The organism is Streptomyces sp. NPDC088812 (assembly GCF_044750285.1).
GTDB lineage: Bacteria > Actinomycetota > Actinomycetes > Streptomycetales > Streptomycetaceae > Streptomyces.
Map to the genome: position 1 here is coordinate 98796 of NZ_JBIVJP010000014.1, position 24692 is coordinate 123487.

Annotated in this window: 24 protein-coding genes and 1 pseudogene; 8 read left to right on the forward strand and 17 right to left on the reverse strand. The window is 73.5% G+C overall.

Annotation, left to right across the window (positions count from 1 at the left end):
• Positions 1-149 precede the first annotated feature (149 nt).
• Entirely contained in the window at positions 150-1313 is a 1164-nt protein-coding gene (locus ACIP67_RS24290; protein WP_401694511.1) for an FG-GAP repeat domain-containing protein, read from the forward strand.
• Positions 1314-1373: 60 nt separating this feature from the next.
• Here the strand turns inward: ACIP67_RS24290 and ACIP67_RS24295 are convergent, their stop codons facing one another.
• Genes ACIP67_RS24295 through ACIP67_RS24315 form a run of 5 tightly spaced genes read right to left on the reverse strand, consistent with a single transcriptional unit; the run spans position 1374 to position 6294 of the window.
• Positions 1374-1904 carry a carboxymuconolactone decarboxylase family protein gene (locus ACIP67_RS24295; protein WP_401694512.1) on the reverse strand — a complete coding sequence of 177 codons (531 nt, stop codon included), beginning with the start codon at positions 1902-1904 and terminating at the stop codon, positions 1374-1376.
• 35 nt (positions 1905-1939) lie between these two features.
• Positions 1940-3367, reverse strand: a complete 1428-nt coding sequence (locus ACIP67_RS24300; RefSeq protein ID WP_401694513.1) for a carboxylesterase/lipase family protein — start codon at positions 3365-3367, stop codon at positions 1940-1942.
• A complete protein-coding gene (locus ACIP67_RS24305; RefSeq protein ID WP_401694514.1) occupies positions 3364-4587 on the reverse strand; it encodes an amidohydrolase family protein in 1224 nt (407 codons plus the stop codon). The genes ACIP67_RS24300 and ACIP67_RS24305 overlap by 4 nt, the downstream gene beginning before the upstream one ends.
• Entirely contained in the window at positions 4584-5417 is an 834-nt protein-coding gene (locus tag ACIP67_RS24310) for a fumarylacetoacetate hydrolase family protein (protein ID WP_401694515.1), read from the reverse strand. Before ACIP67_RS24310 ends, ACIP67_RS24305 begins: the two co-directional genes overlap by 4 nt.
• 4 nt (positions 5418-5421) lie before the next feature.
• Positions 5422-6294: a fumarylacetoacetate hydrolase family protein gene (locus tag ACIP67_RS24315; protein ID WP_401694516.1), complete on the reverse strand. Its 873-nt coding sequence runs from the start codon at positions 6292-6294 to the stop codon at positions 5422-5424.
• A 108-nt stretch (positions 6295-6402) separates the two neighbouring features.
• On the opposite strand from ACIP67_RS24315, the gene ACIP67_RS24320 reads away from it, so the two are divergent.
• A complete protein-coding gene (locus ACIP67_RS24320; RefSeq protein WP_401694517.1) occupies positions 6403-7164 on the forward strand; it encodes an SDR family NAD(P)-dependent oxidoreductase in 762 nt (253 codons plus the stop codon).
• A 30-nt stretch (positions 7165-7194) separates the two neighbouring features.
• The gene (locus ACIP67_RS24325) at positions 7195-7974 is read left to right on the forward strand and encodes an SDR family NAD(P)-dependent oxidoreductase (RefSeq protein ID WP_401694518.1); all 780 of its coding nucleotides are present in this window, start codon (positions 7195-7197) and stop codon (positions 7972-7974) included.
• Between the two features lie 275 nt (positions 7975-8249).
• On the opposite strand, the gene ACIP67_RS24330 is transcribed toward ACIP67_RS24325, so the two are convergent.
• From ACIP67_RS24330 to ACIP67_RS24370, 9 genes are all read right to left on the reverse strand, one after another.
• On the reverse strand, positions 8250-8654 hold the full coding sequence (locus tag ACIP67_RS24330; RefSeq protein WP_401694519.1) for a VOC family protein: 405 nt from the start codon (positions 8652-8654) through the stop codon (positions 8250-8252).
• Between the two features lie 3 nt (positions 8655-8657).
• Complete coding sequence (locus ACIP67_RS24335; protein ID WP_401694520.1) at positions 8658-9557, reverse strand: ABC transporter ATP-binding protein; 900 nt, start codon at positions 9555-9557, stop codon at positions 8658-8660.
• Entirely contained in the window at positions 9542-10372 is an 831-nt protein-coding gene (locus ACIP67_RS24340; protein ID WP_401694522.1) for an ABC transporter permease, read from the reverse strand. The genes ACIP67_RS24335 and ACIP67_RS24340 overlap by 16 nt, the downstream gene beginning before the upstream one ends.
• A 14-nt stretch (positions 10373-10386) precedes the next feature.
• A complete protein-coding gene (locus tag ACIP67_RS24345) occupies positions 10387-11229 on the reverse strand; it encodes an ABC transporter permease (RefSeq protein ID WP_401694523.1) in 843 nt (280 codons plus the stop codon).
• Between the two features lie 23 nt (positions 11230-11252).
• On the reverse strand, positions 11253-12275 hold the full coding sequence (locus ACIP67_RS24350; RefSeq protein WP_401694526.1) for an ABC transporter substrate-binding protein: 1023 nt from the start codon (positions 12273-12275) through the stop codon (positions 11253-11255).
• A 206-nt stretch (positions 12276-12481) separates the two neighbouring features.
• Positions 12482-13870: an FAD-binding oxidoreductase gene (locus tag ACIP67_RS24355; RefSeq protein ID WP_401694528.1), complete on the reverse strand. Its 1389-nt coding sequence runs from the start codon at positions 13868-13870 to the stop codon at positions 12482-12484.
• Positions 13871-13947: 77 nt separating this feature from the next.
• Entirely contained in the window at positions 13948-15342 is a 1395-nt protein-coding gene (locus tag ACIP67_RS24360; protein ID WP_401694529.1) for an FAD-binding oxidoreductase, read from the reverse strand.
• The gene (locus ACIP67_RS24365) at positions 15339-16313 is read right to left on the reverse strand and encodes an amidohydrolase family protein (RefSeq protein ID WP_401694530.1); all 975 of its coding nucleotides are present in this window, start codon (positions 16311-16313) and stop codon (positions 15339-15341) included. Before ACIP67_RS24365 ends, ACIP67_RS24360 begins: the two co-directional genes overlap by 4 nt.
• Positions 16306-17130, reverse strand: coding sequence for an SDR family NAD(P)-dependent oxidoreductase (locus ACIP67_RS24370; protein WP_401694532.1), 825 nt, complete (start codon positions 17128-17130; stop codon positions 16306-16308). Before ACIP67_RS24370 ends, ACIP67_RS24365 begins: the two co-directional genes overlap by 8 nt.
• Positions 17131-17468: 338 nt before the next feature.
• On the opposite strand from ACIP67_RS24370, the gene ACIP67_RS24375 reads away from it, so the two are divergent.
• The 5 genes and pseudogenes from ACIP67_RS24375 to ACIP67_RS24395 form a co-directional block, all read left to right on the forward strand.
• The gene (locus ACIP67_RS24375; protein ID WP_401694534.1) at positions 17469-18833 is read left to right on the forward strand and encodes a hypothetical protein; all 1365 of its coding nucleotides are present in this window, start codon (positions 17469-17471) and stop codon (positions 18831-18833) included.
• 65 nt (positions 18834-18898) lie between these two features.
• The gene (locus ACIP67_RS24380; protein WP_401694535.1) at positions 18899-19525 is read left to right on the forward strand and encodes a carboxymuconolactone decarboxylase family protein; all 627 of its coding nucleotides are present in this window, start codon (positions 18899-18901) and stop codon (positions 19523-19525) included.
• Positions 19522-20277, forward strand: a complete 756-nt coding sequence (locus tag ACIP67_RS24385) for a CoA transferase subunit A (RefSeq protein ID WP_401694536.1) — start codon at positions 19522-19524, stop codon at positions 20275-20277. Before ACIP67_RS24380 ends, ACIP67_RS24385 begins: the two co-directional genes overlap by 4 nt.
• Positions 20277-20951 carry a CoA transferase subunit B gene (locus ACIP67_RS24390; RefSeq protein WP_401694538.1) on the forward strand — a complete coding sequence of 225 codons (675 nt, stop codon included), beginning with the start codon at positions 20277-20279 and terminating at the stop codon, positions 20949-20951. The genes ACIP67_RS24385 and ACIP67_RS24390 overlap by 1 nt, the downstream gene beginning before the upstream one ends.
• Before the next feature lie 24 nt (positions 20952-20975).
• Positions 20976-21119, forward strand: a pseudogene (locus ACIP67_RS24395) (FCD domain-containing protein); the annotation flags it as partial.
• A 43-nt stretch (positions 21120-21162) separates the two neighbouring features.
• Here ACIP67_RS24395 and ACIP67_RS24400 read toward each other — a convergent pair.
• The 3 genes from ACIP67_RS24400 to ACIP67_RS24410 all read right to left on the reverse strand — a co-directional run bounded on the left by ACIP67_RS24400 (position 21163) and on the right by ACIP67_RS24410 (position 24606).
• A complete protein-coding gene (locus ACIP67_RS24400) occupies positions 21163-22032 on the reverse strand; it encodes an endo alpha-1,4 polygalactosaminidase (RefSeq protein WP_401694540.1) in 870 nt (289 codons plus the stop codon).
• A gap of 758 nt (positions 22033-22790) precedes the next feature.
• Positions 22791-23675, reverse strand: coding sequence for an oxygenase MpaB family protein (locus ACIP67_RS24405; protein WP_401694542.1), 885 nt, complete (start codon positions 23673-23675; stop codon positions 22791-22793).
• A gap of 1 nt (position 23676) precedes the next feature.
• Complete coding sequence (locus ACIP67_RS24410; protein ID WP_401694544.1) at positions 23677-24606, reverse strand: oxygenase MpaB family protein; 930 nt, start codon at positions 24604-24606, stop codon at positions 23677-23679.
• Between the last annotated feature and the right edge of the window lie 86 nt (positions 24607-24692).

Sequence of the window (24692 nt, forward strand, 5' to 3'; positions counted from 1 at the left end):
TCGGCCCCTGCCCCACCTTCCTAGTGTCGACAGTATCGCCAGGTCAAGCCTTTTACAGCCCCGAAAAGGCCAAACTGTCGACAGATTGCGGAGGATGAGGCATGCTCTCGCGGTGAACACGACCACAGTCCGCCCCGGGAGGGAACCGTATGAAGCACGACCGCAGGTACCGCGTCGCCGTGGCCGCAGCCGCCGGGATGACCCTGGCGGTGGCCTCCACCGGCGTCGCCGCCGCGCACGACGGCCGATCCGTCCACGCCTCCCGCTGCACGGGCACGGTGGCGTACACGCAGCTCGGTACCTCCGCGACGACCTCCACCAACCCCCGGCACGTGGTCTTCGCCGACCTCGACGGCGACGGCCGCCAGGACGTCGTGGCCGCCAACCTCGAAGGCGACTCGGTGACGGTGCTGCTCGGCCGGGGCGGCGGCACGTTCGCCCCGGGCAGCACCTACGCGGTCGGCTCCCACCCGTACCAGACGGTGGTCGCCGACTTCGACGGCGACCGCCGTCCCGACCTGGCCGTCACCGACTTCGGCGGCGCCCAGGTCAGCATCCTGCTGAACAACGGCGACGGCACGTTCGCCGCGGCCACGTCCCTGGACGTCGGCAGGGCACCGCGGGCGCTGGCCACCGGAGACCTCGACGGCGACGGCCACGCCGATCTCGTCGTCGGCGAACAGGGACCGAACGCCGTGCGCGTGCTGCTGGGCAAGGGCGACGGCACCTTCGACGACGAGGGCGACGTGGCGTCCGTCAGCTCGCCGCACGGGGTCGTCGTCGCCGACTTCGACGGCGACGGCGCGGCGGACGTGGCCACCGCGAGCGCCGGCAGCTCCGGGGTGAGCGTGCTGCTCGGCGACGGCGACGGAGGGCTCGCCACCGCGGTCACCTACCCGGCCGCCGCCCGCCTCTACTCCCTCGCCCAGGGCGACTTCGACGGCGACGGCGCCATCGACCTGGCCACCGTCAGCAACGACACCGACACCCTGGACGTCCTGCTCGGCAACGGCGACGGCACCTTCCAGGACGCCACCGCCTACACCACGCCCGCCCTGCCCGTCGCGGTCGGCTCCGCGGACCTCGACCGCGACGGCATCACGGACATCATGGTGTCCTCGCTGAAGGGCAACTCCGTCACCCTCTTCCAGGGCTCGGCCGACGGCACCGTCAGCGAGTCGGCCGAGCTCGTGGCGCCGGGCGCGTACGACGCCGCCGCGGCCGACCTGGACGGCAACCGCGTGCCGGACATCGTGGTGGCGAACAGCACCGCCGGCCAGCTGGACGTGTTCAAGGGCCACTGCGGCGCGTAGGGCCTGTCGTTCGGACCACGCCGCAGACGTGGGGTCCAGCGGGCCCGGGGGCCGGTCCGCTCACCGGCCCCCGGCCGTCGCCGGCAGCTCCACGTCGAGGGCGACCAGGAAGCGGGACACCATGCTGTACGCGGCCACCGTGGCGGTCAGTTCGACGAGTTCCGGGGTGGTGAAGTCATCGCGTACCGCGTCGAAGACGGCGGTGGGGACGTGGACGTCCCGGGTCATGGCGTCGGTGTACGCGATGACCCGGCGCTGCCGCTCGTCGAGGGCCGGGTGGCTGCCCGCGTCCGTGCCGCGGATCGCGTCGAACTGCCGGTCGCCGAGCCCGGCGGCGCGGGCGTCCGCCTCGTGGGCGGCCCACTCGTAGTCGGCCCGGTTGAGCACGGCGATCCTGAGGATCACCAGCTCGCGGATGTCGGCGGGCAGCTCGATGCGCTGCCGGATGGCGCCGAGCAGGCTGTTCCAGCCGTCCGCGAGCTGCGGGCTGTGCAGCAGCATCCGGTCCAGGGGGCGCAGGTCGCCCCCGCGCCGCTCGCGGATGCGGGCCGCGATGTCCCCGGCGCCGTCGGTACCCGGGAGTCGTGCCACGGGTCCTTCCTTTCTGGGGTGATGGGTGCAGCACGTCACGAGGGCCGGGCGGGCCCGCGCAGGACGGCCTGGCGCACGGTGTCGCCGAAGACCATGGCGGGGGTGTCGCCGGGGCCGGTGAACTCCGGCCAGGGCGGCAGTCCCGCGCCGCCCGGATCGCCCGAGGCGACGAAACGCGCCCAGGTGTCGGCCATGACGGCCGCCAGCCGCCGGTCGGTGTCCTGCCAGGGCCAGCCGGGGCGCTGCGTCAGGTTGTCCAGTACGTAGGGGAGTTCGGCGGTGTGGTACACGCCGAGGTCGGGCAGGCCGGGCGGCAGCGGGGGCCGCCGGGTGAAGCGGTACATCCAGGTGGGCGAGCCGGACGTGGTGCGGTGGGTGCGGGCCCAGTGCCATACGGGGCCCACGAACCGGGCGTCGCCGACGGCCTCGGCGTCCTGGTCGGGGGAGGCGTAGACGGTGCCCTCGTCCCGGTTGGTGCCGACCAGCAGCGGAACGGCGTGCTGGCGGCCGGCGGTGAACACGTCGTCGGTCGGCTCGGTCAGGATCCGGCCGTCGACGACCGGCCCGAAGTGACCGCGCACGATCAGCTCGACACCCGAGGTGCGGCGCAGTGCGCCGATGTCCCGGCCGCCGAATCCGTCCGCGTAGGCCAGGCCCTGCTTCTGGGCGTCGGCCTGGGCGGGCAGCGGCCCCTCGGCCCGGCCCACGCCCGAGGCGCTCTGTCCGATGGCGGCTCGGAAGAGCGGCCGGGCCTGCCGCGCGGCCATCAGGTGGCAGATGTGGGCGGCTCCCGCGGAGTTGCCCGCGAGGGTGACCCGGTCGGGGTCGCCGCCGAAGGCCGCGATGTTCTCGCGCACCCAGGCCAGGGCGGCGACGATGTCGAGCAGCCCGTAGTTGCCGGACGCGCCCGACTCGTCCTCGGCGGCCAGTCCGGGGTGGGCGAGGAAGCCGAGGGCGCCGAGCCGGTGGTTGAGGGTGACGACGACCAGGCCGCGGGCGGCCAGGGCGCGGCCGTCGTGGATGTCCTGGGAGCCGTGTCCGTAGCGGTTGCCGCCGCCGTGGATCCAGACCATCACGGGCAGCCCGGTGCCCGGTGCGGGGTCGGGTGTCCACACGTTGAGGTAGAGGCAGTCCTCACTCATCACCAGGGCCCGCCGGTCGGCGAAGTTGGTCCGGTACATGACCGAGTCGGCCGGCGGCTGCGGTTGCAGGGGGGCGGGCCCGAAGTCGTACGCGCGCCGTTCCCCCGCCCAGGGTGCGGCGGGCCGGGGTGGCCGCCAGCGCAGGTCGCCGACGGGGGGCGCGGCGAAGGGGACGCCACGGAACACGGCGACCGGTCCGTCCCACTCCCCCACCAGCCGTCCGGTGGCGGTGCGGACCCGCGGGGCGGCCGCGCCGCCGCCGCGCACCCGGGTCCGCGCCCCGCCCGCGTCCCGGCTTCCGTCCGCTTCCGGGGCACTCACGCCGGTGCCTTGTGCAGCGTGCCGTCCTTCATGATCGCCGTCAGCCGGTCGCGGTCCTGGAGGATGCGGATGTCGTCCAGCGGATCACCGTCGACGAGGACCAGGTCGGCGAGGTACCCCTCCTTCACCAGACCCAGCTCGTCGCCCATGCCCATCACCTGGCCGCCGTACTCGGTGGCGGCGCGCAGTGCCTCGGCCGGGGTGAAGCCGAACCAGTCGACGAAGAGTTCCAGGTCGCGGGCGTTGCGGCCGACCGGGTTCCAGGCGAAGCCGTAGTCCCCGCCGGGGACGACGCGGATGCCGCGCCGGACGAGTTCGGGGACGACCTGCTTCACCGACTTCTCGGTGGCCTCGACCTCCATGCCGGGCTCGGGCTCGCTGTCGGCCTCGTGCAGGTTGGCGTGGATGATGCCGGGGGTCGGGGCGACGAACAGCCGGTCGCGGGCCTCTTCCAGCAGGTCGAGGGCTTCCTCGTCGGCGAAGGTGCAGTGGTAGACGGCGCGGATGCCGTGCCGTACCGCCATCTTGATCGACTCGGCGGCGTGCGCGTGGGCGGTCAGTGACACACCGCGCTCGCGGGCCACGGCCGCGGCTGCGGCGACCTCCTCGTCGGTGAACTGCACGATCCGTGAGGTGCCCTGCACGACCGCGCTCTCGCCGGACAGCGACAGCTTGACGATGTCGACGCCCAGGTCCGCCATCTCCCCGACGAACCGGCTCACCGACGCCGGGTCGGAGGCCCGGCCGTCGACGCCGGGGAAGGTGTAGACCCCCTGCTCGCGCATGCCCGCGGTGCCCTCCCAGGAGGCGGCCTTGAAGCGCGGTCCGGGCATCCAGCCCTCGGCGAAGGCCTTGCGGGCGGCCGTCTCGGTGCGCGGCAGCCGGTTGCCGCCGGAGTAGGCGCTGGTGAAGCCGTGGTCGAGCAGGACGCGGCCGGCGTGGGCCACCAGCAGGGCCTTCTCCTCGTCGGGCTCGTCCCGGCGGCGCGAGCGGTGCTCGACGGTGGAGCCGAAGCCGAGGTGGGTGTGGGAGTCGACCAGACCGGGGATGAGGGTGCCGCCACCGCCGTCGACGATCCGGGCGCCGGTCCACCGGGCGGCGGGGATCCGGGGGGCGACGGCGGTGATGCGGTTGCCCTCGACGAGGACCTCGGCGGCGAACGGTTCGCCCCCGGTGCCGTCGAAGACCCGGACGTCGGTGAAGACGGTCGTGTCGCTCATGGTGCGCTCCTGAAGGTGTGCCGCATCTCGCCCAGTCCCCCGATCCTGCTGACGAGGGTGTCACCGGGACCTATGAAGCGTTGCGGGGTGCGGCGGTTGCCGACGCCCGCGGGGGTGCCGGTGAAGATCAGGTCGCCGGGGCGCAGCGGACAGATCGCGCTGAGGTGGGCGACCAGCCTCGGCACCGGGAAGATCATGTTCGAGGTGCGGTCGTGCTGGACGACCTCGCCGTTGAGCTCGCAGGTGAGCTCCAGGTCGTCGCGGTCGGCCAGTTCGTCGACGCTCACCAGGGCGGGTCCCACCGGGCCGAAGCCCGGGAAGGACTTGCCCAGCGAGAACTGGGCCGGGCGGCCGGCGAGCTGGACGATCCGCTCGGACAGGTCCTGCCCGACGGTGACCGCGGACACCGGCTCCCAGCCGTCTTCCTCCGGGACCCGGTGGGCGTCGCGGCCGATGACGGCGACCATCTCCAGTTCCCAGTCGACGTGTCCGGGCGGCAGGTCGACGGTGGTGTACGGGCCGGTGAGGCAGCTGGGGAACTTGGTGAAGACCAGCGGCTCGGCCGGCTCCTCGTAGCCCGCCTCGGCGGTGTGGGGGCGGTAGTTGAGGGCGACCGCGAAGATCTGGCGCGGCTCGGGCACGGGTGCGCGCAGGTCGGACTCCTTGTACGGCACGGCCGTCGCCGGGTCGACCCCGGCGGACCAGCGCCGCAGGGCGTCCCACTGGCCGAAGAGCGCGGCGGGGTCGGCGTCGAAGCCTCCGGCGGCCACGTCGACGGCGCCGTCACCGGTGAGCAGGGCCAGGCGGCCCGCGAGGTTGGCGATCCTCATGTCCTCACACCCACTGCTCGGCGGGCGGCTCGGGCGTGCCGTGCGCGTCCTGCCAGGAGACGACGCGGTTGCGCAGTACGCCGAGTCCCTCGATCTCGGCCTCGACGACGTCGCCGGGCTTGAGGTAGTTCGCGAAGGGGTCCTCGGTGCTCGCCGCGACGCCGGCGACGGTGCCGGTGGTGATGATGTCGCCCGCGCTGTAGGTCTGCGGGGAGTGGTAGGCGACCAGCTGCGGGATCGACACCGACATGCGGGAGGTGTTCGACTTCTGCCGGACGTCGCCGTTGACCCGCAGTTCCATGTCCAGGTCGTGCGGGTCGCCGATCTCGTCGGCGGTGACGATGTAGGGGCCGATCGGGCAGAAGGTGTCGATGGCCTTGGAGAAGGAGAAGACGCCGGACTCCATCTCCTTGCGCTGGATGTCGCGGGCGGTGATGTCGTTGAAGACCAGGTAGCCGGCGATGTGGTCGGCGGCCTGCTCGGCGGAGAAGAACCGGCCGGGCTTGCCGATGACGACGGCGAGTTCGAGCTCGTAGTCCATCTCCCGGGTGAGGTTCGCCGGGTACACGATGGGGTCGTCGGGGCCGATGATCGCGTCGACGTTCTGGAAGAACACGATGCCCTTGTTGACCGGGTGCGACCAGTCGACGCGTTCCAGGTCCTCGTGGTGCTCACGGAAGTTGCCGGCCGTGTGGAAGAACTTCTTGGGCACGATCGGCGCGCGTAGCCGGACATCGGCCAGGGCGAACGTCCGCCCGGTCTCCCGGACCCGGCCGTCGCACTCGAAGAACGCGCGCGTCGACGGCACGTCCAGTTCGACCACCGTGTCACCGTCCAGACGGCCCACGAGTCCTTCGTCGAACGTCACCAGTTTCATCAGACCTCCTCGTAACTGTCGACACTCAGCCTGCATCTTTCCGATATGCACGTCAAGAGGGCGGCAAAGTGTGGACACCTTGCGTGGTTGTCGATTACGGTCCCCGGCATGAAGACGATCTGGAACTTCACCGGCGCCCGCGCGCTCGTGGCCGGGGCCGGCGGGATCGGAAGCGCCGTGACCGAGGCCCTGGCGGACGCGGGGGCGGACGTGGTCGTGCTCGACCGCGATCCCGCGGGACTGGCCGGACTCGCCCGCACCGGCACGGAGAAGGCGGGCGGCACGGTCCGCGGCCTGAACACGGACCTCACCTCGGCCGGCGCCTGCCGTGACGCCGTCGCGGACGCCGTGGGATACCTCGGCGGGCTCGACGTCTTCGTGCACGCCGTCGGCGCCAACGACCGCCGGCCCGTGCTGGAGACGCCCGACGAGGTGTGGGAGCGGATCGTCGCGATCAACCTCAGCAGCGCGTTCTGGCTGGGCCGGGCGGTGGGTGAGGTCATGGTGCCCGGCGGCTACGGCCGCGTCGTCTACCTCTCCTCCGTCTCCGGCCTGCTCGCCCACCGCGACCACGCGCCGTACGCCGCCACCAAGGGCGGCGTCAACCAGCTGATGCGGGTCATGGCCCGCGAGTGGGCGCCGCACGGCGTCACCGTCAACGCGGTCGCCCCCGGTTACACCGAGACCGACCTCACCCGCGCGTACCTCGCCAAGCCCGGTATGCGGGCCTCGATGGAGGCTCTGGTGCCGGCCGGGCGTCTCGGCCGGCCCGGCGACCTGGTGGGCCCCGCCCTGTTCCTCGCCTCCCCGGAGGCCGCCTTCGTCACCGGCCAGGTGCTGTACGCCGACGGTGGCCGGACCCTCGTCTGACCCGCCCCTCCCCCCTTCGAAGGAGTCGTCATGCCCCACCCCCAGCGTTTCGCCGGAAAGACCGTGCTGGTCACCGGTGCCGGCACCGGTTTCGGTGCCGAGATCGCGGTCCGGGCCGCCCAGGAGGGCGCCGATGTCGCCGTCCACTACCGCAGTTCGCGCGCCGGCGCCGAGGCCACCGCCGAGCGGGTGACCGCGCTGGGCCGCAAGGCCGTGGTCGTCCAGGCCGACATCGCCGAGCACGCCCAGATCCGGCGGATGGCCGACGAGGTGTGGAGCGCGTTCGGCCGGCTCGACGTGGCGGTCAACAACGTCGGTGACGTGGCCCGGGAGCAGATGTCCTGGCGGGACCTCACCGAGGAGTCCGTCGACCATGTGCTCGCCGTCGACGTGAAGGGCACGCTGCTGTGCACCCACGAGTTCGGCGCGCGGATGCTGGAACAGGACGGGGGCGGGTCGATCGTCAACATCGGCTCCACCGTGGTGGCGCGCGGCAGCGCGCGGGCGCCTCAGTACGCGGCGGCGAAGTACGGGATCATCGGGCTGACCAAGTCCTACGCCCACGCCTTCGCCCCGGCCGTCCGGGTCAACGTCTTCGCTCCCGGGTTCATCGAGACGACGGCGACGCTGGGCCGCGAGGACTGGAAGGGCGGGCGCGGGGAGCAGTTGCGCAAGGCCACTCCGATGGGGCGCATCCCGGGACCGGAGGAGCTGGCCGGGGCGGCGCTGTTCCTGGCCACCGAGGACGCGCACCACATCACGGGCGGGTTCCTCATCGCCGACGGCGGCTACAACATGATCGGAGCGTGAGGGTCCGGGCCCGCGACGCCCCCGCCCGGGTCTCCGGGCGGGGGCGTCGTTCTGCGCGCCCGCACATACGGTCCGCATGACCGCATATACAGTCCGCGTGACTGCGCACACCGTCCGCGTGACTGCGCACACCGTCCGCGTGACTGCGCACACGGTCCGTGTGGCCCTACGCACGGTCCGCATGACCGCACACGCCGCGTCCCGCGCGATGACGGCACGCGCCGGAGGGCGGCCCCGCACGGTGGTGGGGGCCGCCCTCCGGCGCGTGCCGTCGGTCAGGTGCGGTCGAGCAGTTCGATGAGGTTGCCGTAGGGGTCGGTGACGAAGGCCATGAGGGCGCCCGGGCGCGGGGCCGGCCGCGGGGTCATGCCGATCCCCGCGCCGGCCGCGACGAGCCGGCCGAACTCCGCGGCCACGTCCTCGACGCACAGGCACATGTGCCCGAAGCCGTGCGTGGCCGCCGCCTCCAGCGGGTCGCCCGGCGCCGGCCCCGGCCGGGCCGAGGGGCGGTGCAGCAGTTCGACGCGCCAGCCGCTGGGGTGCAGGAGCATCACCCCGCGCAGGTCCGTGCCCGGGACGGCGAACACCGGTGCGGCCGTGAGGCCGAGGGCGGCGCGGTACCAGGAGGCGGCGGCCTCCAGGTCGGGCACCGAGATGCCCACGTGGTCGAAGCGCGTCATCGCTCAGCGCACCGCCCGCCCCGTCTTCTCCCGGCCCGCGTCCGGGCCGAGGGCGGCCGGTGCGTCGTCCTTCCCGGACGCCCGGTCGTGCCGTACCGGCGGTCCCGCGGGCGCCTGGGCCTCGCGGATCCTGGTGAGCACCCGGGTCCGCAGGTCGGTGAAGCGGGGGTCGGCACGGGTGGTGATCTGGTCCCGGTCGGTGCCGAGGCCGACGTCGAGGCTGTCGACGACCGTGGTCGGCCGGCCGCCGAGGACGACCACCCGGTCGCCCAGGTAGACGGCCTCGTCGATGTCGTGGGTGACGACGATGACGGTGATGCCGAGGTCGGCGCGGAGCGAGAGGGTGAGGTCCTCCAGGTCGAAGCGGGACTGGGCGTCGACCGACCCGAAGGGCTCGTCCATCAGCAGCACGGGCGCCTCGTAGGCGAGGCCGCGGGCGATGGCCACGCGCTGCTGCATGCCGCCCGACAGCTGCCAGGGGTACTTGTCGCCGACGCCCGCCAGGCCGACGGCGTCCAGGCACTCCTCGGCCCGCCGGTTGCGGACGGCGCGCTTGACCCCCGTGCCCTCCAGGGGGAAGGCCACGTTGTCCCGGACCCGCATCCACGGCAGCAGCGATCCGCGGTAGTCCTGGAAGACGACCGCGATGTCGGCGTGCGGCCGGGTGAGCGGTTCGTCGCCGTAGCGGATCGTGCCGGAGGTGGGCCGGATCAGGCCGGACAGACAGCGCAGCAGGGTGGTCTTGCCCGCGCCGGACGGGCCGACGATACAGACCAGCTCGCCGGGGTCGACCCGCAGCGACAGGCCTTCGATCACCCGGTGTTCGTCCGCGCCGTGGCCGAACGTCTTGCCGACGTCCTCCACGACCAGGCTGGATCCGCCCGCCCTCATGTGTCGCTGCATGACGATGTGACCTCGTTCCGGGACGTGGTCCGCCGGGCGCGCGGCGGACGCTGGTGGTACCAGCCGAGCAGCAGGTGCTCGGCCGCGAGGAGGAGCACGCTCAGGCCGTAGCCGAGGATGCCGATCAGCACGGTGCCGGCCCAGGTCTCGGGGACGGCGAAGCTCGAACCGCTCTGCAGGATGAAGTTGCCGAGGCCCACCGGGGACCCGTAGATCTCGCTGACCACCATGAGGACCACGGCGATCGACAGGGCGACGCGGACGCCGGCGAAGATCTGCGGCAGCGCGCCGGGCAGCACCACCTTCAGCAGCCGCAGCCGCCACGGGACGCGGTAGCTGCGCGCGGTCTCGTGCACGGCCGGGTTGATGCCGTGCACCCCGCCGACGGTGTTGAGCAGGATCGGCCAGAGCGAGCCGAGGGCGATCAGGAAGACCTTCGGGCCCGAGCCGATGCCGAGGGTCAGGATGATGACGGGGACGAACGCCACCGTCGGGGTGGCCCGCGCGAAGTCCAGCAGGGGGCCGGTCGCCTGCCGCAGCGCCTCGACCTCGCCGATGACGAGTCCGGCGCCGACGCCGACGACCGTGGCGACGGCCAGACCGAGGGCGATGTTGCGCAGGGAGAACAGCAGGTCGCCGACGAGCGATCCGTGCATCAGCTCCCGCCACAGGGTGGCGAGCACGTCGGTGGCCGGCGGGAAGTAGAAGCTGGTGTTGCCGGCCGTGGCGAGCAGCAGGACGGCGACGCACAGGACGGGCAGCCAGAGCTGCTTGAGCAGGGACGCCGCGAGAGCGCGCGAGGAACGCGTGGACATGAAGCCTCCCCGCCTCAGTCGGTGTGCGCCGGGGGGCGCCAGCGCAGCAGGCGCCGTTCGGCGAACTGGGACAGCAGGGTGATCGACCAGCCGATCACGCCCGCGGTGATGATGTACGCGTACGCCCGGGCCGCCGCGCCGCCCTGCTGCGCCTGGACGACCTCGTGGCCGATCCCCGGCAGCGTGGTGAGCACCTCGACGCCGATCGCCACCAGCACGGAGGTGGTCGCCGCCAGCCGCAGCCCGGTCATCACCGACGGGGTGGCGCTGGGCAGGATGACCTTGCGGAATCGCAGGTGCCGGGGGACGCGGTAGGCGTCCATCGTCTCCGCGATCATGGGGGTCACGGACCGGGCGCCGTACTGGGCCTGGAGGAACACGGGGAAGACGCAGGCGAGGAGGACGACCGTGGTCTTCATCGCCGGTGTCGACCCCAGCACCAGCAGGAACACCGGCAGCAGGGCGATCACCGGGAAGGACCGCAGGACGTCCACGAGCAGCCGCGACGACTGCTCGGCGGCCGCGTAGGTCCCCGTGACCAGGCCCAGCGGGACGCCGATGACGGCGGCGGCGGCGAAGCCCGTCACCGCGCCGTTCAGGGTGTCGCCCACCGCCTGCCAGTAGGCGGGGCTGCCGAGCAGTCCGGGGAACTGCCCGAACACCGCGGCCGGGCCGGGCAGCGCCGTGGCGCTCACCAGGCCGGCCGCCGCGAGCGCCGCCCAGAGGACCAGGACGGCCAGGAACGCGGACAGCTGGAGCATCGGGAGCACCCGGCGTCCCGGACTCCCGGCGCCGGCGCGCCGCGCGGGGCGCTCCCGGTCCGGGGCCGGACGCCGGCCCGTCGTGGTTGTGGCCATGGTGGTGTCTACCTCTGCCGTCGTCAGCCGCCGGACGTGACCGTCGGAGCCTTGTCCCAGTAGATGGCGTCGTCCTTGGGGGCACTGCTGAGCAGTCCGTAGTCGTGCATCTTGTTGATGACGGTGCGCATCACGGTGGTGTTGATGTTCTTGTCGTAGTAGGAGATCTCGGAGTTCTCGATGTAGTCGGCGGACAGCTGCGTGTACTGCTTGTCGATGGCCTTGACGGCGTCGGGGTGCGCGTTGGCGTAGGTGATGGCCTTGGCGATGGCGGCGGTGAACTTCTGCGCCGTGGCGGTGTTCTTCGACAGGTACTCCTGGGTGGCGAAGAGCACGCCCTGGGTGATGCCGGGGAGGTCGTTCATCCCGTTGCCGACCGAGCGCAGGCCCGCCTGCTTGCCGGCCGCGTAGAAGGCGCCGAAGGAGTAGACGGCGTCGGTCTTGCCGGTGGTGGCGGCGTCGGTGAGGGAGGTGGTCGGCAGGGAGACGAACTTGACCTTGTCCGGGTCGCCGCCGTCCTTCTCGACGAGGTACTCGACGATGAACTGGATGGTGCCGCCCAGGGCGGACAAGCCCACGGTCTTGCCCTCCAGGTCGGAGAAGCTGGTGATGGAACTGTCCTCCTTCACCAGCAGTCCGTCGGTGGGGTCGGTCTTGGTGGTGGCGGAGACGAGGCCGGTGGCGATGCGGATGGGCATGTTCTTCGCGGCTCCCTTGAGGAAGCCGGAGCTGTCGGTCATCGCGAACTGGGCCTCGCCGTTGAGGACGGACGGGGCGTTCTGCGAGGTGTCCTGGGCGCCCGCCTTGATGGTGACGTCGAGGCCCGCGTCCTTGAAGAAGCCCTGCTCCTCGGCGATGTACAGCGGCTCGAACAGCGCGCCGTTGGAGCGGAGCACGGTGATCTTCGTGGTGCCGTCGCCGCTGTCGGCGGAGGTGGCGGCGTCCTCCGCTCCGCAGGCGGCGAGCGGGGCGGTGACGGCGAGGGCCACGACGCCGACGGCGAGGCGGCGGAACGGGCTTCTCGGGCTTCGCGTGCTCTTCGGCATGAGGGGTGTGCTCCTTTGCACGGGGTGGTGGCTTCGCCGGCGGTGACGGCTCTGCACGGTGGGGGCGGCTCTGCGGGGTGGGGGCGGCTCTGCGGGTGGGGGCCGGTACGGGCGGGGCGGTCCGGGGCGGGTTCGGCTCGGGCCGGCCGGGGCGGGTTCGGCTCGGGCCGGCCGGGGCGGGGGCGCCGGAACGGGTCCGTACGGCCCTACGCGCGGGCGGCGGCCGCGAAGGCGGTGGTGGACTCGGCCGGGGTCATGTAGGTCCGGAAGATCCCGTCGGGGTCGTACACGCCGCGGATCTTCTCCAGCCGCTCGGCGTTCTCGGCGCTGAGGCCGAGGTCGGGGCGGTCGGCGAGGTTGTTGTCGGAGAACTGGAGTCCTTTGGACAGGTGCTGGACGGCGGCCAGGGAGCCGTGCACCCAGTTCTCGTGCCGCAGGTCGTCGGCCGGGTCGCTCCAGCCGGCGTTGGGCGAGAGGTAGGCCTTGGCCTGGGCGGACCAGCAGGCGTCGGGGCGCGGCGGGTAGTGGCCCCACAGCATCCACAGCACGAAGCTGGTCCCGTCCGGGGTGCCGTCCAGTACCGGACGGGCGGCGCGGAGGATCTCGTCGGCTGAGCCGTCGGCCCAGACACCGTCCACGGCCCAGCGCAGCCCCTCGGGGTTGAGCCGGTCGGCGATGTCGTACAGCTCCTCGATGGTGGTGGGCTCGCTCGTCACGGCCTTGAGGGCCCGGTCGCGGAAGGGTGCGTCCTCCAGGGGGGCCAGTGCCTCCGGGCCGTGCTCGGGGGTGCAGAAGGCGGTGGCGGTCAGGGAGACGGCGGGGGCGCCGAGGCCGGGGGTGAAGCCGGCCTTGGCGGAGAACTCCACGGTGGTGGGCAGCCGCTCCAGGAGGTCGTAGGACCAGGCGAGCACCTCGTCGCGGAGGGCGAGGGGGTAGCTGTGCACGGTCCGCCTGATCTCGGTCGGGCGGTCGTGCAGGGCGAGGTGGAAGCGGGTGACGACGCCGAAGAACCCGGGGCCGCTGCCCCGGGCCGCCCACAGCAGGTCGGGGTGGGTCTCGTCGGTGGCGTGGACCAGGGTGCCGTCGGCGAGGACCACGTCGATCGCGCGGATGCTCAGACAGGCCGGCCCGAGGTGCCGGGAGTTCCAGCCGTAGCCGCCGCCGAGGATGAAGCCTCCGATGCCCACGGTGGGGGCGTGGCCGGTCGGGAAGAACAGGCCGTACGGGGCGAGGGCCCGCTGGATCGCGGGTCCCTTGGCGGAGGGCTGGACGGCGGCGGTGCGGGTGCGCGGGTCGACGGTGATCTCTTGCAGGCGCGAGAGGTCGACGAGCAGTCCGCCGTCGCGCACGCCGTTGCCGACCCAGCTGTGCCCGCCGGAGCGGACGGAGACCCGCAGGCCTTCGGCCCTGGCGAGCCGTACGGCCGCGACGACGTCCTGCTCGTCCTCGGCGAGGACGATGACGTCGGGGAACCGGTCCGGTTTGCGCTCGTTCCACACGGCGTCGAGGCGGGCCGTCTCATAGCTCGCATCACCACGTCGGATGACAGGTCCGCGCGGGGAGGGGGCAGGATGGGGATCGGGCGTCCTGGACAAGTGCGGCTCCTTGGGTGGTGCAGACATTCGGAACGGTACTGTCGACACAAATTGAGGGTCAAGGGGCTGTACGCCGCCTATTTGGCCTTTCTGTCGACACTAGGCCGGGTGTTGAGTCGCCGGTGGGCGGCGAGGGCCGTGGTGGACTCCTCGGGGGACAGATAGGCGCGGAACAGCCCCTGCGGGTCGTACCGGCGCCGCAGCCGCTCCAGCCGCTCCGCCTGTTCCGGCTCCAGCCCGTGGGCGGGCCGGTCGGCGGGGTTGGCGTCGGCGAACTGGGTGCCGTGGGCGACCGGGGCCATCGCCCGCAGCGCGCCGTGCGCCCAGGTCTCGTGGCGCAGGTCGTCGGCGGGGTCGTCCCACACCGCGTTCGGCGAGAAGTACAGCCGGTCCTGGGTGGACCAGCAGGCGTTCTCCCGGGTGGCCTGGCCGCCCCACAGCATCCAGAGCAGGAAGCTGTCCCGGCCCGGCAGGGAGTCCAGCACGTCGCGGCCGGCGTCCAGCACCCGGTCCACCGGCGCGCCCGTCCACACCCCGTCGACGGCGTAGCGCCTCCCCTGCGGGGTCAGGGCGTCGGAGAGGGCGTACAGGTCGTCCAGGGTCGAGGGCGCCCGCTCGGTCCTGCGCAGGGCGTGGTGCAGGAAGGGCGCCTTCTCCAGGGGCTCCAGCATCTCCGGCCCGTGCCCGGGGGTGCAGAAGGCGGCGGCGGTGATCATCGTGGTGGGACGCGGCACCCCCGGGGTGAAGGCGACCTTCGCCGACAGCTCCAGCGAGTCCGAGAGCGCGGGCACGGTCTCGTAGGTCCAGGCCAGCACCTCGTCGCGCAGTTCGTAGGGGAAGACGTACGCGCTGCGCAGGATGCGGTCGTAGGCCGGGTAGACCCGCAGGTGGAAGCGGGTCACCACGGCGAAGAAGCCGGGCCCGGAGCCGCGCACCGCCCACATGAGGTCGGGACGGGTCTCGTCGGTGGCGTGCACCAGGGTGCCGTCGGCCAGGACGGCGTCGACCGCCTCCACGCTGAAGCAGGCCGGTCCCAGGCTCCGGCTGTTCCAGCCGTAGCCGCCGCCGATCAGGAAGCCGCCCACGCCGACGGACGGGCAGTGGCCGCTGGGGAAGACCAGGCCCTCGGCGTCGAGCAGCGCGTTGAAACGGGACCCCTGGACGGCGGGCCGGACGGTGGCGCGGCGGCGGGGGGCGTCGATGACGACCTCGTCGAGGGCGGAGAGGTCGATCAGCAGACCGCCGTCGCGCACGCCGTTGCCGATCCAGCTGTGCCCTCCGGAGCGGACGGAGACCCGCAGGCCGCGGGCGGCGGCCCAGCGCACGCCCTCCTGGACGTCGCGGTCGCCGGCGGCGAGGAGGATGGCGTCGGGGTGCCGGTCGGGCTTGCGCTCGTTCCAGACGGCGCCGAGCCGGGCGTCCTCGTAGCCGGGGGCGCCCCGGGTGAGGAACGTACCGTCGAAGAGGGTCATGTGCGCTCCTCGGGACGTGCGGGGGATTCGGAGGACTCAGAGGGTCCGGGCGGTCCGGGCGGTACGGGCGGGAAGTCGAAGAGGTCGGCCGGGTTGTCGACCATGAGGCGGCGCAGCAGGACGGGGTCGGGGGCGATGTCGGCCAGCAGGTCCACCAGCAGTCCGTCGTCGGGGGCGGCGCCGTCGATGTTCACGTGCGGGTAGTCCGTGCCCCACACCACGCGCTCGGGCGCGTGCGCCACGAACGACGCGGCCAGCGCCACGGCGTCCGTGTAGGGCGGACCCTGCCGGGAGACCCGGTCCACGCCGCTCACCTTGAGCCAGACGTCACCGGTGTCGAGGAGGGAGCGCAGGCTGCGCAGGGCGGGGCTGCGCGGCCCGTCCGCGAGGTCGACCCGGGCGAGATGGTCGACGATCACACGGCCGGGCAGGGAGCGGATCAGGGACTCGTGGGCGACGACCTCGGCGCCGGTGAGGTGGAGTTCGACGGCCCAGCCGAGGCCGTCGACGCGCTCCAGCACGGAGTCGATCTCCTGGCGGGTGGGCGCGGTGCGCAGGTGCGGCAGGAAGTTGAGGCGGAAGCCGCGGACTCCGGCGCGGTGGAGCCGTTCGATCTCCGCCCGGGTGGTCCGCTCGCCGATCAGGGCGACCCCGCGCAGCCGGCCCCGGCCGGCCGTCAGGGCGTCCAGGAGCGTCCGGTGGTCGGAGCCGTTGCAGGACGACTGGACGACCACCGCCCGGGTCAGGCCGAGGTGGGCGTGGAGGGCGGCGATCTGCTCCTTGGGGGCGTCGACCGGGGTGAAGGTGCGCTCCGGGGCGTACGGGAAGACGGCGGCCGGGCCGAGGATGTGGCAGTGCGCGTCGCAGCTGCCGGGCGGCAGCGCCAGCGTGGGTCTGCGGGGCGCCGGGTGCGGGGGCGGGCAGCCCGGCGAGGGGGCCGAGCGGGCCGTGTGGAGGGCGGGTTCAGTCACAGCGCGCCGTCATTCCGCCGTCGACGACGATCTCCGTACCGGTGACGAAGCGGGCCTCCTCGGACGCCAGGAAGAGCGCCGCGTACGCGGTGTCCCGGCCGTCGCCCATGAAGCCGAGCGGGATGCGGGCCTGCCGCTGGGCGAGGAGCTTGTCCACGTCGCCGCCGGCGCGCTGGTGGGCGAGGCGCGCCTCGACCATGGGGGTGTGCAGTTGCCCGGGGACGACGGTGTTCACCCGGATGTTGTCGGGGGCGTACTGGACGGCGGTGACGCGGGACAGCTGGATGACCGCGGCCTTGGCCGTCGCGTAGCCCACCTGGGCGGCGCCGGTCCAGCGCAGGCCGGACGCCGAAGCGGTGTTGACGATCGCTCCCCCACCGCCGCGCCGCATGATCGGGACGATGTGCTTGCAGGCCAGGAAGGCGCTGGTGAGGTTGGTGCGCAGCTGGCCGTCCCAGTCCTCCAGGGACAGTTCGGCCGCGCCGCCGGCCCGGGAGCCGCCGACGTTGTTGACGAGGATGTCGATGCGACCGGCCTGCCGCTCGGTCCGTGTGAAGAAGGCCTCGACGGCGTCCGGTTCGGTGACGTCGAGCAGGTGGGTGTGCGCGGTGCCTCCCTCCTGCCGGATCTGCTCGGCGGTGACCGCCAGGGACTCCTCGTCCCGGTCGGTCAGGTGCACGGTGGCGCCTTCGCGGGCGAAGACGACGGCGGTGGCGCGGCCGTTGCCCCAGCCGGGGCCGACGCTGCCGGCGCCGCTGATGACGGCAATGCGCCCGGCCAGACGGCCGGGGCGTGCGGGGGGCACGTCCTGGGTCACGGGTGTCTCCTTCGTTCGGGCTGGGTCCGGGTGGGGGGTGAGGGTCCGGGCCGAGCGTGGGGGCGGGAGGCGCGTGGTCGACACCCGCGGGGGTCGCACGGCGCGTGAGGCGGGAAGGTCGGGCGTCGGGCGCGGGGTCCGGACGGGACGTGGGATCGCCCGACTGTCGACAGTCTCACGTAGTGTCGACAGAAAGTAAACACCGAGGCGTGTTAATGCAGCTCAGCCATGGACCTCGTTCGCAGAATTCCGCATTAGTGTCGACAGCTGATGGGCGACAGTGTTTGAATGGCACTCCGCCAGACCCGTCGTCGCACGTTCGTTCTCCGGAGGGATCCATGGACAAGCCGGCCGTCTTCACCGACGAGGAGATCGCCCGCTTCCGCGCGGAACTCGCCGTCCGCCGCGCGCCGGGCGCGTACGAGCCGGGGCGCTGGTCGGTGAGCCCGCTGACCCGCCGCCCCGACGTACGCGGGCCGATGCCGGAGTCGGTGCGGCTGCGCGACGCCACCCTGCGGTCGGTGGAGACCCTGCCGGGCGTCGTCGCCTCCACCGAGGCGAAGGAGGCGTACCTGCGCCGGCTCGTCGGGGCCGGTGTCCGCGAGGTGGTCACCGCCGGCCTCGCCCGACGGGACGACAAGGCGCTGCGCGCCGAGGTCGAGGTCGTCAAGGGCGAGAACCCCGACTGCCGGACGGTGCTGCCGCTGCCGCGCACCACCGAGGACGTCGACCGGGCCGCCGACGCGGGCTACGACGCCGTGCAGATCTGGGTCCAGGGACTCGGCGAGGCCTCCCGGATCTACCAGCCGGCGGCCTACGCGCAGGCCTGGCAGGGGGAGGACCGGCGCGGCCAGGACGCTCCCCGCGACCGCGCGGACGTCCTCGCCCGCGCCGTGCCCCTGATCCGGCACGCCCGTTCCCGCGGACTGGACGCCGTCGTCCCGATGCTGATGGTCTCCTACCTCACCGACGAGATCCTCGAGGAGTCGGTGACCGCACTGACCGGCGCGGGCGCCACCGAGCTCACCCTCTTCGACGGGCCGGGCGCCATGAGCCCCGAGGCCTACGCCCATCTGGTCGCCCGCACCGGGGAACTCGCCCCCGGTGTCGACATCGGCCTGCACCCGCACAACACGTTCGGGCTGGCGGTCGCCTGCTCCCTGGCCGCCGTCCGCGCCGGAGCACATGTCGTCGAGCTGTCGGTCAACGGCTACTGCGGCGGCCCCGGCAACGCCGATCTGGCCGCCACCGCGCTCGCCTTCGAGGCCCTGTACGACGTGCGCACCGGCCTCAGGACCGAACGGCTCACCGAACTCGCCCGCGCGGGCGAACGGCTGACGGGCTACCACCTCGCCTGGAACCACCCCGTGACCGGTACCCACGCGTTCTCCTGGGGCGGCATGGACATCATCACCCAGGAGACCGCGGTCGACCCGCTGCTGCACAACTGCCTGGAGCCCGCCCTCGTCGGCAACGCGCGCACCGTCCCCTTCACCCCCGACAGCGGCCCCTACACGCTCGCGGACAAACTGGCCGCGCTCGGTGTCGACATCACCACCGCCCAGGTGGACGCCGTCCTGCACCGGGCCCGCGACCTCATGGCGCGGGAGGGCCGGCTGCTCACCGACGCGGACCTCGCCGCACTGGCCCGCGAGGCGGTGGACCCGCCCGGGGACACCGCCGCCGGCCCCGCGGACCGGTGAAGCCACCCGGACCGAGCACCCACCTCACCGCCCCCCTGCCGACACCTGCGCGTACGGAGCGAACCGTGTCCCCGACCCCACCCGGCCGGCTGCCCCTCCTGCACCCCGCCCGCCTCTCCCCCGCCCAACGGGCCCTGTACGAGGAGATCACCGGCGGCCCGCGCGGCGACGGCCCGCAGCCGTTCGCCCTCACCGACCCCGAAGGGCGCCTCAACGGCCCCTTCAACGCGATGCTGTTCAGCCCCGGGCTGGGCCGCGACCTCCAGGCCCTCGGGGCGGCGATCCGCTACCGCACCGCCCTCCCGCCCAGGGTCCGCGAGACCGCCGTCCTCGTCGTCGCCGCTGTGTGGGACAGCGCCTTCGAGCGCCACGCGCACGAGCCGGCGGGCCGGGCCGCCGGGCTCACCGACACCGAGGTACGCGCCCTGCGCGAGGGTCGCGACCCGGGCTTCACCGACCCCTACGAGCGGGCCGCGTGGTCCGCCACCCGGGTCCTCGCCACGCCGTCCGACCCGCTCGACGACGACTGGTACAGGGCCGCGCACGCGGCCCTGGGCGCAGCCGCCCTCTTCGAACTGTCCACGCTCGTCGGCTACTACGCCACCCTCGCCCTGCAACTGCGCCTGTTCCGCGTGCCCGTGCCGGACCCACCCGGCGACCGGGCCCTGCCGGTGAAGGAGTCCCGTCCGTGAACAAGGTCCGCGCCACGGCCGCCGAGGCGGTCCACGACATCACCGACGGCTCGTCACTGGCCGTCGGCGGCTTCGGCCTGAGCGGGGTGCCGGACGTCCTGATCGCCGCCCTGTACGCCCGGGGCACCACGGGGCTGTCGGTGGTGTCCAACAACTGCGGTGTCGACGGCGCCGGGCTCGGAGTGCTGCTCGACGCCGGCCGGATCGCCCGGGTCACCGGCTCGTACGTGGGTGAGAACAAGGAGTTCGCCCGGCAGTACCTGTCCGGCGAACTGGAGGTCGAACTCGTGCCCCAGGGCACCCTCGCCGAACGGCTGCGCGCCGGGGGCGCCGGCATCCCGGCGTTCTACACCCCGGCCGGTGTCGGCACGCAGGTCGCGGACGGCGGTCTGCCCTGGCGGTACGCGCGGGACGGCTCGGTCGCCGTCGTCTCGCCGCGGAAGGAGAGCCGGACGTTCGGCGAGCGGATCCACGTCCTGGAGCACGGCATCACCACCGACTTCGCGCTGGTCCGCGCGTGGCGCGGCGACCGGCACGGGAACCTGGTCTTCCGCAGGGCCGCGGCCAACTTCAACCCCCTGGCCGCGATGGCCGGCCGCGTCACCGTCGCGGAGGTCGAAGAACTGGTCGAACCGGGTGCCCTCACCCCCGAAGAGGTCCATCTGCCGGGCGTGTTCGTACAGCGGGTCGTCGCCCTCACCCCCGAGCAGGCCGGCGCCAAGAGGATCGAGAAGAGGACGGTGCGCGACTGATGGGCTGGACCCGCGAACAGATGGCGGCCCGCGCCGCCGAGGAGCTGACCGACGGCTCGTACGTCAACCTGGGCATAGGGCTGCCGACGACGATCCCGGACCACCTGCCCCCGGACGTGCGAGTGGTCCTGCACTCGGAGAACGGCATCCTGGGCACCGGCCCCTACCCCGCCGAGCGGGAGGTCGACCCCGATCTGATCAACGCCGGGAAGGAGACGGTGACCGTGCTGCCCGGCGCCTCGTTCTTCGACTCGGCGCTGTCCTTCGCCATGATCCGGGGCGGACACATCGACACCGCCGTCCTGGGCGCCCTCCAGGTGTCCGCCCGCGGCGACCTGGCCAACTGGAGCGTCCCGGGCAGGATGATCAAGGGCATGGGGGGCGCCATGGACCTGGTGCACGGCGCCCGCCGGGTGATCGTCGTGATGGAGCACACGGCCAAGGACGGCACACCGAAACTCGTCGACACGTGTTCGCTGCCGCTCACCGGCCGCGCCTGCGTGCACCGCGTCATCACGGATCTGGGCGTCTTCGACATCACCCCGGACGGCCTCGCGGTCGTCGAGACCGCCCCGGGGGTGACGGCCGACGGCCTCGCGGCCCGCACGGGCGCGCCGCTGCGGCCGGCGGCCTCCGCCGGCGCCGGGCGGCCGCAGCGACGTTCTCCGCGCTGAAGCCGTACTCCCGGAAGGGGAAACACCGTCAGCGGCACCCCGTGCGAGCACCACGCGGTCCTGCGGGCCATCCGCGACCGCGACCCGGAGGCCGCGGACCGGGCGATGGCCGAGCACATGCGCATGGCCGGCGCGCGTCTGCGCGCCACGATGGACAGCACCCCGTAGCCGGGGCCGCCGCCCGTCCCCGCGCGGGGACGGGCCCGGGGGGTCACAGACTGTCGCAGGTCTCCCGTACGTAACCGGAGTCGCCCCGCGGAACCACGTCCCGGTCCCGCAGGACGACACTGATCTCGTCGCCCCAGCCCGCGCAGGCCCGCTCCATGCCCCGCTCCTCGTACTCGACGTCGACGACGTGCCGGCCGAACGCGTCCGTGTAGGCGTCGCACTCGTCGTACCTGCCGCACTCCTCCGCGACGGCGAAGTCCAGGCCGACCTCCTCGCGGTCGGCGGCCAGGTCCGGTGTGTTCTTCTGCGCGACGGCCAGCCCCTCGGCGTGCGCGTGGGCGGCCAGCAGGGCGAGGAACGCCTTGGCGTCGCCGGCGGTGAGCAGGCCGTCGGGAGCGCGGGTGTAGGTGTCGTAGTTGTCCGGTTCGACGGCGTCGAAGCCCTTGTCCGCGCACGTGTCGATCCAGGCGTTCACCTTGCGGGCCACCCGCTCTCGCTTGGCCGCGGTGCGGATGTCCAGAAGCGCCTCGTCCCAGTCCGGGTCGACGACCACCTCGCCGTCCGCGTCGCGCAGCAGCAGGTCGTCGTCCCACTCCCCCTCCGCGTCCGGCTGGGCCTGGAAGGCGTTGACGTAGCAGATGGAGTACGTCCCCGGGGCGGGGGACGCCGTGTGGTCGCGGGCGACGATCGAGGTGCCGGCGGGCGGGGGGTAGGCGCCGCCGAGCTGGTAGTCGAAACCGCCGTGGACGGGGGGAGGCGTCACCTCCGCCGTGGCCGGCTTCCCCTCGGGGTCCCCGGAGCCCCCGGAGTCCCCGGAGGCGGAGCAGGAGGCGAGCAGGAGCGAGACGGCGGCGGCCGCCACCAGTGCCGTCGTGGACCGGCGCGGACGGACGTGCGGCAGGTGCAGGGACAAGCGGGCTCCCGACGGAGGGGGCACGTCCCCGCCTCGGACGCGCACGGCGCTCCTGGCGACTCGGTCCGGACTCACGGCCCCCTGGTGCCTCGTCGGCCCGGGGTCGCATCACCGGCTGGGCATGCCACTACTGCCGGACCGGCACGGCCCGACGTGCGGGAACGTAATCGATCACGAAACGGCCCGTCAAACGAGCACGGCGGCGGGGCCGGGCCCAGGCGCCCGGCGGGGCGGGCCGGGGCCGTGCGGAGGCGATCCGGCGGCGGGGTGAGGGGCGTGCGGCGGCGGGGCGGGGGCGGGGCGAGGGGCGTGCGGCGGCGGGGCGGGGGCGGCGCGGTGAGGCCCGGCGACGGGCCGGCGGCGATCCGGGGACGAGCCCGGCGGCGGGCCGAGAGCCGGGCGGTGAGGCTCGGCGACGGGCCGAGGATGGGACTGCGGCAGGCCGAAGGCGGTGCAGTGAGACTCGGCGGCGGGCCGAAGGCGGCCCGGTGAGGCTCGGCGGCGGCCCGGCGGCAGGCCGGGGCGGCGGCAGGCCGCGGCGGCGGCAGGCCGGGGCGGCGGTGGGGCGGGTCGGCGGTGGGGCGGGTCGGCGGCAGGCCGGGGCGGCGGTGGGGCGGGTCGGCGGTGGGGCGGGTCGGCGGTGGGGCGGGTCGGCGGTGGGGCGGCGGTGGTCCTGTGGGCCGTCGGCGTCGGCGGCGCGGTGGGGAGGGGGCGGCTGCCGTGGGGCGCCGCCGGTCGCCGGCCCGGTCGCGGCCGCCTCATCTCGGGCGGGGAGCCGGTCCGCCGCGGTCGGCGGGAGTGTGTGCCGTCGCGGCGGCCCTCGCTCGTGCGGCTCGGGCCGTGGGCAAGTAGCGCAGTCGTTCCGGCAGCAGCGGGACGACGGTGCGGACGACGGCGCCGAGGCGTTTCAGCCGGCGTTCGTCCCGTGACGTCCAGGGCACGCCGAGGCGGTCGCGGGCGGCGGGCGGGAGGAGGCCGGCGGTGACGAAGACGTGCAGACGGGCGAGCGGGCGCCGCAGGACCGGCCAGAGCCGGCGCAGCAGCGCACCGGCGCCCGGGGGCGGCGGCACGGGGCGACGCGGGTCGAGCAGTTCGTCCACCACGGCCGTCCGCTCCAGTTCCCGGTCGACCATCGCGTCGAAGTAGGGCCAGAACTCCTCGGGCGTCTTCGGCATGTCCCGGGGGTGGATACCGAGGATGCCGCCGAGCTGGAGCAGTTCGTCGTAGAGGCGGCGTTCGTCGTCGGGGGCGAGCGGGCGGGAGAGGTAGCGCGCCGCCCGCAGGAAGACGGGGTAGGCGGTGGCGTGCACCCAGGCGTAGTAGGCGGGGGTGAGCGCGTGGTAGGAGCGGCCCCGGCTGTCGGTGCCGCTGATGGTCTTGTGCAGACGGCGCAGCCGGCGCCCTTCCTCGATCGCCCGCTCGCCGCCGTACACCCACAACTGGAGTGATTCCAGGGATCGTTCGGCCCGCCCCCAGGGGTCGGTGCGGAACACCGAGTGGTCGTCGACACCGGCGCCGACCGCCGGGTGGGCGACCTGGAGGACGAGCGCGGCGGGCAGCGACAGCAGGAGGCGCACGTCGCCGGCGATGTCCCAGAGGATGGTGTCAGGGGCGAGCGGGGTGGGCCCGGTGGTGGCCTTCACGTCACCACGCTCCCAGCGGGCGCCGCGCGGCGGGCTCGGTGCCCGGACGGTGGGTGGCCCAGTAGGCGATGGCAAGGGTGCCCGAGATGCGGAGCGGGGGCGGGACGAGCAGCATCAGCAGCCGTACCAGCAGCGCGAAGCGCCGCAGGGCGCGCTCCTGCCGCCGGCTCCAGGTGAGGTGGAGCCGGTCGCGCAGGCGGGGCGGCAGGGCTCCGACGGTGACCAGCAGGGCGTAGTGGGCGGCGATCTGCGCGACGGGCCGCCAGAGCAGGTTCGGGAGCCGGGCGAAGGGCTTGGCGGGGTGGGCGAGTTCGTCGAGGACGTCCTGCACGGACCGGTTGTGCTCCAGCCGGTGGTCGACCATGTCGTCGTAGTAGGCGCTGAAGGCCGCCCAGTCCGGGGGCAGGTGGTGGTCCTTGAGGCCCCAGACCCGTCCGACGTCCCGCATCTCGCGGTAGTACTCCTCGAGCTCCTGGTCCGTCATGCCCTTGCCGAACAGGCGCTGCGCGTCGACCGGCCCCTTGACGAGGGTCGCGTGCACCCAGTGGTAGGCCTCCGGGTTGAGGGCGTGGTAGCGGCGGCCGGCGGAGTCGGTGCCCTTCATCCCGGCGTGGACGTGGAGCAGGCGCCGCGCCTCCGCGGTGGCGGCGCGCTGCCCTCCGTAGACGACGGTGCTCAGCGAGAGCAGGGTACGGATCAGCCGGGGCCAGGGTTCGGCACGGAAATTGCTGTGGTCCGCGACACCGGCGCCGACGACCGGGTGCGCGACCTGGAGGAGCAGCAGCTGGGGCGCCATGAGGGTGGAGCGGGCGTCACCGAAGTGGCGCCAGGCCATTCCGCCCCGGCGCGGCGCCCTCACCTCGGAGGAGGGGGCGACGCCCTCGCCGGGTGCGGGTTCCGGGCCGGCGGACATGTGCGGCAGAGCGGTCATGACGCCTCCGTTTCTCCGTGGTGTCCGGAGTATTGACGCGCCTCGTGAAACAAGTCAATAGTTTTTGTATCTTCGACTCAGCGATG